13 protein-coding genes and 2 pseudogenes are annotated in these 6,945 nt (G+C 44.4%); 12 read left to right on the top strand and 3 right to left on the bottom strand.

The genetic code is table 11. The features are described 5' to 3' along the window. Position 1 precedes the first annotated feature (1 nt). The 11 genes from AACT19_RS17020 to AACT19_RS17070 all read left to right on the top strand — a co-directional run bounded on the left by AACT19_RS17020 (position 2) and on the right by AACT19_RS17070 (position 4,378). A complete protein-coding gene (locus tag AACT19_RS17020) occupies positions 2-154 on the top strand; it encodes a hypothetical protein (RefSeq protein WP_165689595.1) in 153 nt (50 codons plus the stop codon). Continuing rightward, positions 151-372 carry a hypothetical protein gene (locus AACT19_RS17025; RefSeq protein ID WP_017106688.1) on the top strand — a complete coding sequence of 74 codons (222 nt, stop codon included), beginning with the start codon at positions 151-153 and terminating at the stop codon, positions 370-372. The genes AACT19_RS17020 and AACT19_RS17025 overlap by 4 nt, the downstream gene beginning before the upstream one ends. Further along, positions 369-779, top strand: a complete 411-nt coding sequence (locus tag AACT19_RS17030) for a hypothetical protein (RefSeq protein ID WP_050622390.1) — start codon at positions 369-371, stop codon at positions 777-779. The genes AACT19_RS17025 and AACT19_RS17030 overlap by 4 nt, the downstream gene beginning before the upstream one ends. Continuing rightward, positions 779-1,474, top strand: coding sequence for a hypothetical protein (locus AACT19_RS17035; RefSeq protein ID WP_076647645.1), 696 nt, complete (start codon positions 779-781; stop codon positions 1,472-1,474). Before AACT19_RS17030 ends, AACT19_RS17035 begins: the two co-directional genes overlap by 1 nt. Continuing rightward, positions 1,471-2,076 (top strand): hypothetical protein, encoded by a 606-nt coding sequence (locus AACT19_RS17040; RefSeq protein ID WP_050622388.1) that lies wholly within the window; start codon positions 1,471-1,473, stop codon positions 2,074-2,076. The genes AACT19_RS17035 and AACT19_RS17040 overlap by 4 nt, the downstream gene beginning before the upstream one ends. Then, the gene (locus tag AACT19_RS17045; protein ID WP_076647648.1) at positions 2,073-2,342 is read left to right on the top strand and encodes a hypothetical protein; all 270 of its coding nucleotides are present in this window, start codon (positions 2,073-2,075) and stop codon (positions 2,340-2,342) included. Before AACT19_RS17040 ends, AACT19_RS17045 begins: the two co-directional genes overlap by 4 nt. Then, positions 2,339-3,067, top strand: coding sequence for a hypothetical protein (locus AACT19_RS17050; RefSeq protein ID WP_076647651.1), 729 nt, complete (start codon positions 2,339-2,341; stop codon positions 3,065-3,067). The genes AACT19_RS17045 and AACT19_RS17050 overlap by 4 nt, the downstream gene beginning before the upstream one ends. Positions 3,068-3,111: 44 nt before the next feature. Beyond that, entirely contained in the window at positions 3,112-3,315 is a 204-nt protein-coding gene (locus tag AACT19_RS17055; protein ID WP_106408123.1) for a phage tail assembly chaperone, read from the top strand. A 17-nt stretch (positions 3,316-3,332) separates the two neighbouring features. After that, positions 3,333-3,752 (top strand): virion protein, encoded by a 420-nt coding sequence (locus AACT19_RS17060; RefSeq protein ID WP_076647657.1) that lies wholly within the window; start codon positions 3,333-3,335, stop codon positions 3,750-3,752. 91 nt (positions 3,753-3,843) lie between these two features. Next, positions 3,844-4,065 carry a hypothetical protein gene (locus AACT19_RS17065; RefSeq protein WP_076647660.1) on the top strand — a complete coding sequence of 74 codons (222 nt, stop codon included), beginning with the start codon at positions 3,844-3,846 and terminating at the stop codon, positions 4,063-4,065. Between the two features lie 145 nt (positions 4,066-4,210). Continuing rightward, positions 4,211-4,378, top strand: a complete 168-nt coding sequence (locus tag AACT19_RS17070; protein WP_165689849.1) for a hypothetical protein — start codon at positions 4,211-4,213, stop codon at positions 4,376-4,378. Here AACT19_RS17070 and AACT19_RS17075 read toward each other — a convergent pair. Beyond that, positions 4,369-4,808 (bottom strand): annotated as a pseudogene (locus AACT19_RS17075) (DUF3653 domain-containing protein). The gene AACT19_RS17070 and the pseudogene AACT19_RS17075 overlap by 10 nt on opposite strands. Positions 4,809-5,542: 734 nt before the next feature. On the opposite strand from AACT19_RS17075, the pseudogene AACT19_RS17080 reads away from it, so the two are divergent. Then, a pseudogene (locus AACT19_RS17080) lies at positions 5,543-5,827 on the top strand (DUF3653 domain-containing protein); the annotation flags it as partial. A gap of 137 nt (positions 5,828-5,964) precedes the next feature. Here AACT19_RS17080 and AACT19_RS17085 read toward each other — a convergent pair. Beyond that, positions 5,965-6,396 carry a DUF2513 domain-containing protein gene (locus AACT19_RS17085; RefSeq protein ID WP_242658960.1) on the bottom strand — a complete coding sequence of 144 codons (432 nt, stop codon included), beginning with the start codon at positions 6,394-6,396 and terminating at the stop codon, positions 5,965-5,967. A 132-nt stretch (positions 6,397-6,528) separates the two neighbouring features. After that, positions 6,529-6,888, bottom strand: coding sequence for a hypothetical protein (locus AACT19_RS17090; protein WP_207551970.1), 360 nt, complete (start codon positions 6,886-6,888; stop codon positions 6,529-6,531). Positions 6,889-6,945 lie beyond the last annotated feature (57 nt).

Raw genomic sequence — 6,945 nt, forward strand, 5'->3', positions numbered from 1 at the left:
TATGCCATTAATTGTGGTGCTTCCCCTTCTTGCGGGTGGTCTTGGGTTTGGCGCGGGATTTTGGTCAGGCTCAAGTGCTACGAAACTATTAAAAGTCGCCGCTGTAGGTGGCGGCTGTTATGTGGCTTATCGAGTCATTAAGGGGGGCAAATGATACCGGGTATCGGCGGCGGTTTAAGCGCAGGCGGCTCAATGCCTATCAGTGCAGGTGGCGGTGCTGCGGGACCAAGTGAAGCTACAGGCACTAACTCTATTGGTGGTGTTCGTAACGGCTCTATCAATTTTGGTGGCAGTGCGGGACAAAACCTTGCTCAAAACTTGCCAATGGTTCTATTGGCAGCAGTCATTGCGTGGGTGGCGTTTAAACGATGAAATTTATCTTAATGAAACCAACCCGCGCAGACATCAAAGCACAGTTTTCACTGATTAAACCTGCGTTTAATGGTGTGCACTGTGCGAAAGCTGAATACGAATTTTGCTGTGAATCCGTGAACAACAAGCAAGCGAGCTTTTACCACTTAAAGGGTAATGGTGTCTCTGTTCGCTTCGTTGGTTTGGTGAACAGTGACAATGAGTATTTGATCTTGGCCATGACTGGTAAGGGATTAATCAAAGCCGCTCCATACATTATTGAGGCGGTGAAATCTCAAGGTTATAAAGCCATTAAATATCATACGGTTCGTGCAGGTATGGCGCGTGTTCTTAAATCGTTTGGGTTTGCTGTAACTGGCAAAACAGAGCATGACTCTACCCTCACGCTGACATTGGAGGAATGCTAATGGGTGGCGGCGGTAGAAGTTCAAGTGCGAACACAACCAACACAACAAATACAAGCGGCACCAGTGCGATTAGCGGGGATAACCTTGGGATCGTTCTCTCTGGCATCAATGGCAACGTTGGCAACATTTCGATGACTGACCACGGCTCAGTAAGAGCCGCATCAGAAATCGCAAAAAATGCCATGAACAGCAACAGTGCCGCTATGAGAGAAGCATCAAAGCTTGGCTCTGACGCACTAAAAGCTAATGAGCGAGCCGTCGATAAGTCTCTGGACTTTGGACGCGATGCGCTCAAGTCAAACGAAAGCGTGAGCAAAGAAGCTCTTAGATCCAATGAGAGCGTCAGTAAAGAGGCGCTTAAATCGAATCAAGAGTCGCTAAAGTCGGCATTGAACTCTGGACAAGAATCACTCGCTAAAGCCTTAGATTTTGGTCGTGATTCCATGAAAGAAAATGGCGATGTTAGCAAAAAGGCAATGGACAACATGCGACAGAACAGCGCAGAAACAACGTCCGCCATTAAAGCGATGGCTACGCAGTCGGGAGAAAACGCCCGAGCCGCTTTAGCCATGGCAGAAAATACCGCCTCACGCTCTCAAACAGGCAGTGCCGGAGAAATGTCAAAAGTCGCTATTGCTTTCGCTGTAGTGGTTGGATTAGGTCTGGTCGCTATGGCCGCTAAGGGGGCGAAATGAAACAGCTAACCCTTAAGGCAAACGAAGAAAAACGTTTTGGTGTCGGCTCTGATAAATGGCTCATTGTTCGTGAGTCACAAGAGTACCTTTACGTTCGCAGTGACAACGGCGAAAAAATCCGAGTCGATGCGGGAGACACGTTAGATATCGCTAGCTTTAAAGAGCTTGAGATTATCAACCCTCACGCTTCATCGATTCGCGTGGTGTATCAGCTAACAAAGCGTGATCTAAAAACCACACCACCTGCACTAGTGAAGTTCGCTCAATCATTGGCCGTCAGTGAAATACGTTCAGTCGTGACCACTCGACCAGAAACGGCGCAACGCTTCATTAGTCGTGATCACTTGGTGATTAACCCAAACCAAAAGAAACGCTTGTTCAATGCTTCAGTCACACGACTTGAGGCCATTATCCAAAACATTAGTGATACGGAAGTAGAAGCAATGCTTGGTGATAGCAACGTTTCCGCTGTAGTGGGTTTGCCGATTATGGGAGACAGAAAAGCTCCTGCAGGAATGACCGTTACAGGTGGTGGTGAACTTTGGGCGTATAACAACAGCAACACACCTTTAAAACTGGCAATGATGGAGGTTCATCGATGAGCCACCTTATGCCCCGTCGAGTGGTCGTGAAATGCGATCCACTCACGGAACATCTTAAAAACTTACAGCCTGAACAAGTAGACGCCCTGTTAATGATGCAAGGCATCTACAGCAATCAGGTGGCATTAAGTGCGGCCGTTGTATCGATACAACGCCACGCTTTCGAATCAGATAATGACGTTCACGAACTGGCCGACAGTGTGGCAGCAAATACGCTCCCTCGCCTACAGCACGTAGCGGAAGAAATGGAGAAACACACTCTATGAACACAAACTTTACGGCAATCGGCCAACTGGTGACCGAAGCCCGAAACCTACTCGATAGCGTCAAGGGCGGTGCTATTCGAACCATGCAAACACAGTTTGATGCGTTGAAAGAACAGTTCACGGATAAACTATCATCCGTTAATACGGACTTAGCTAAATTTGTGAGTCAACAAAAGACAAATGTAAATTCAATTTTTAGTGAGCCAGATAAGCGCTATCAGGTGCTGCACACTCAGCAAGAAGATTTGGTCGTTTCCGGTTCTCGAAATTTCTGGTATCCCGTGGTTATCCGAGTTCCAGCGGTCATGACAAACCTATCGATTAGTCGTTTTACCCATGCAGACCACGAAATTTTTGGACGTTGGAACGGCTCCGTAACTTTGGATATGAGAGTTTGCTCTAGATACTGGGGAGGTATCAATTCTATTTTGGCGGTAGAGAGATACCAAATTGGGCGCAAATCAAAATCTCGTTTCTTGCCTGATGCAGACATCCCTTTTATTGGGCGTCTAGCGGATGGTTTAGGACCTCATCATATGGTTATCTGGCTACGTGGCGAGACAACTTATAAATTAGCAAGTGATTGGGGCAACGTAAAATTTGAGGTTCATGACGATGGTGTTCCGTTTGCTATTGAAGATGGATATCGAGAGCTAGATGCACGACCTGTAAGCGATGGTGTCCACATGTCTGTACCTAATACCGGCTATGTTCGCGGAGAATAAAAATGCTAGAAATTTCAACGATTCCAGAAGACGTACTTTTAGAAATGAACCTAAATGAAATTCGTCATATACGTGACCGCTTGCTAGCTGAAGCAGACAAGTTGATCAACTTGGCTTTAGATAATGGTGTAGATACAGCACCGTTTCGCCAGTATCGCCAAGCTCTACGCGATATCCCTCAAACCTACAGCAATCCGGAAGATGTGGTATGGCCTCAAAAACCATCATTACCGCAAGCGTCTGCATAATTGGGGGGCTTGCCTACATGACGTACAGAAAGACACTACCGCGCGGGGTGCGTAACAACAACCCGCTAAACATCCGAGAGTCTAAAGGTGATCGCACTCAGTGGGACGGTGAGCACCTTCTCGACCTCGATAAAAGCTTCGAAGAGTTCAAGCACCCTACCTACGGTTTTCGTGCGGGTGCGCGGATTCTTCGCAGCTACTCAAGACAAGGTTTTCAAACCTTAAGTGAGATGATCAACCGTTTCGCTCCATCCATTGAAAACGATACCGAGCTTTACATTAAGCACGTGAGTCAGTGGACGGGGATCAGTCCTAACCAAGTGGTCGATGTGAACAACGATGAGCAATTAGCCAAGCTCTTACATGCAATGAGCCGCAAAGAAGTAGGCAATTATTACGGCTTGAGCATGGCGCGTGAAGGGGTTGCCATGGCATGACCAAAGCAGACTACAAGAACATAGCTCTAACCGTGGTAGGTGGCGTTCTCGCCGCCTACACCATCAAGTTTTTAAAAGGAAAAAAACTACTATGAAAGCGTTTTTAAAAGAGAATCTTTGCATTGACCTTGACCAACCATCAACGAAGAAAGGCATTGCTTTAATCGGCGCGGGCATTGCCCTAGCCTCTGGAAACCCTGAGTTTCTGACCGCTACGGTTACAGATGCAGGTGTTCAATATGGAGGCTTAATTGGTACGGTTGTACCGCTGGCCATGGGACTATGGGAAGCCTTTCGCAAAGAGTGGGACTAATGGAGTATCAAACTATATTAGTGTTTGCGCTTAGTTCGCTTTTCTCTGGAATCGGTGTCGGTATGACATTAAAAACAGATGTGAAGTGGCTACGGGTTATGCTCGAAAAGATAGACGAGCGTGTAACGAGATTAGAAAACAGATCATGAAACGTTATTATCTAGTGGTTATACCGGTTCTATTGCTTAGCTCTATCGGCGTCTATGCCAGTACTAAGCGTAAACGAAACTTCAAAGACTATGATGCGAGTAAGCTACCAGATCCTAAAGGCGATAAGATCCCAAATCTAAGCAAGCTTATCGATCAATTATAAAGCTCGTTCCTACGAGCTTTATTTTTAACGGTTCGTTTAATCTCTTGGTGCTTGAGCTTAAAACGTCTCTTTTTTTTTCGTCTGAACTGAACCACATTAGAGGCGGTTTCAAGACTCATTTTAATATCTAACTCCATAAGATCATAAGCTGATAACTCACGCCCCCTGGAGTGTAAAGAATATCCCCCCGAATCTTAAAGCCTCTCCATGACTTCGAAGTCGGCAGGTATCCACGGTGCATAACCAATAGCAAGCGAATCACTGACAAAGGCCAGTTCCCCTTTGCTTGCCAGTTCTTAACGGTTTGAGGCGTTACACCAAAATAGGTGGCCGCTTCATCTCGTCCGTCAAAATGCCATAACAGCAGATCGTTAACCTGATTTATGTACAGGCCGTTATTGAATAGCTCGTCTTTTATCTTACTTTTCATGTGATCTAAGTCTCATTTCTTATAAATGGACGAAAATCATATTTTTCTACTAGTTCAGTCGCAATCAACATAAGAGCTTCATATATATAAATATTTACATTTGTGAGAAACCTATCACTGCTCTATTTGGGTTGTACTGATTATTTAAACATTAGTGCAACAAATTTTACATAAGAAGCCATAATACGCACTTAGACTGTAAGCCCCAGATAGTAATGTCACTATTTTCTAAAGCGATTTTTTTCATCGTTTCCCCTTAAACCCTTATTACAACTGGTGCCTCAAGCATATTGAGTTCACCAGTATTCTCTAAACGCTGTTTTAACCCAATCATTATATGTGTGGCCAACACCTACATGATTAGTTAACACAAAGCCGATCAACGAGAACATTTGTTCCGTCTGTCTGCTTACATCTGTTTTGTACTCATGATTCAGCGCGCTGTGTGTAAACCTTGTGGGCATTGCTGTCGTTTCTTTTTCAGATTTCACACACGCCACCGTGTTTCTTGTTCGCTGCACACGTTGAATTCCGTTTTGGGTTATCCATTAAGCCAGTTAAGTTTTCTCACACGAGCTCGTCTGTAAGTTTCCATGCTGAGTTTTTTAAACCCAACTTACAGCTCGCTCTAAAGTTTGTGTTTGTTGGTTAGATTATTGGATTACTCTGTGTATTCGTCAGATCTACGCAATGTCATGAACAGACTTGTTCACATGGGCTAAGTCACTTTACTGAAACTCACAAACATCCACGCTCGCGGTTACTTGACCTTAGATCATAGTTGGAATGAATTTAGGGTTCACTTTGACCGTACCATCTTGATCACGCCTGAACGACGCGAGTTTAATCCGAAAGAATTGCTCAGCTTTGCGTATTGGCGCGACGAACATCGCCAGCTCGTCGACCGCCACGGTCGAGTTGACTCCCCAAAGTTTTACCCACCTAAGGAGCATCCGTTGCCATTTCGTGGCGGTCGCCGTATGCCAGCGAAACCTTGGGTGCCTACAAAATTCAAATAAGACCAAGCACAACACCCACACATGGTAACGTCACTCGCTCTCCAGAATTTTGATTTGTTATCTCTCCGGTTCTATTAACAGACTATAAACAAAAGACATAATCATTCAAACCCAGCTAGTTCTTTTAAGCTAGTACTCTAAAAGTCAATGCTTTCGAGTTTTTTACTCAAAACTTTCATACCTAACTGTTTAGAGATATCTACGATTGCGGAGAACCCCTCACCCTTGAATTTATTTACAATCACATCGAGAACTTTCGGCTCTTCAAGCGAAGACAAGAATTCGATACCAGAGCTTGTAAGTCTTATCGGTGGTGGCACCAGCATAAATTTCATCGGAGCTTGTGGAGATGAAACCAAGCCACTACTTTTGAGGTCATAAATGGGATTTTTGTTTGTGGATACAAGTCCATTTTCTACGATCAAATGCCAATGAAAAATAAATTCCTTCTTAGAATCGTCATCCACATCTAAATATTTTATATACAACTTCTTTGAGTCCGCATAAGGTTCCTGAGCATCTTTAATTTCGCTTAGAACCTGTTTAATGTACGCGTAATCTATATCCACTATTTAACTCCAAATTTGGTTTCATCACTAGCCAATTGAATAGTGAGCCACGTAATATAATACCCTTGAGTCATGCCCGTAACTAAATTCACCAAGCACATAAATGCTACCCGTATCGAATTTTACTTGAAGTTATTTCCCTATAATCTCAACGTTTGTGCTATTGCGTGTATTGTAGTCACGCTCTGCCGCCATTAGCAGTTCTTCAAGAGCAGATACATGCCAAACTCTACCCAAATCTGATTGCGCATTTACACGGCCGGAGTATATACCCAGGAACTCCCAAGCTACATTACCTGATAAGCTAGTACTAATACGATTATCTTTTATTGTTCGATAACCCGACGTTCTAAATGCTATAACTGGAGAGCCCGACTGGCCCTGCCTTGTTCGACAATCAATTAAGAAAACAGGATCATCTTCCGAAATCAAGCTAAGCTCTTGAGCTAGAAATCCAGTAGCCCAAACAGGTAATTTTCCACTAGTTGACATCCCAAAAGGAAAACCTATCACACTTACGGGTTCAGCAGGGCTTTGTTGCGTAATTCA

It is taken from the genome of Vibrio sp. 10N.222.47.A9 (assembly GCF_963872585.1).
Classification (GTDB): domain Bacteria; phylum Pseudomonadota; class Gammaproteobacteria; order Enterobacterales; family Vibrionaceae; genus Vibrio; species Vibrio splendidus.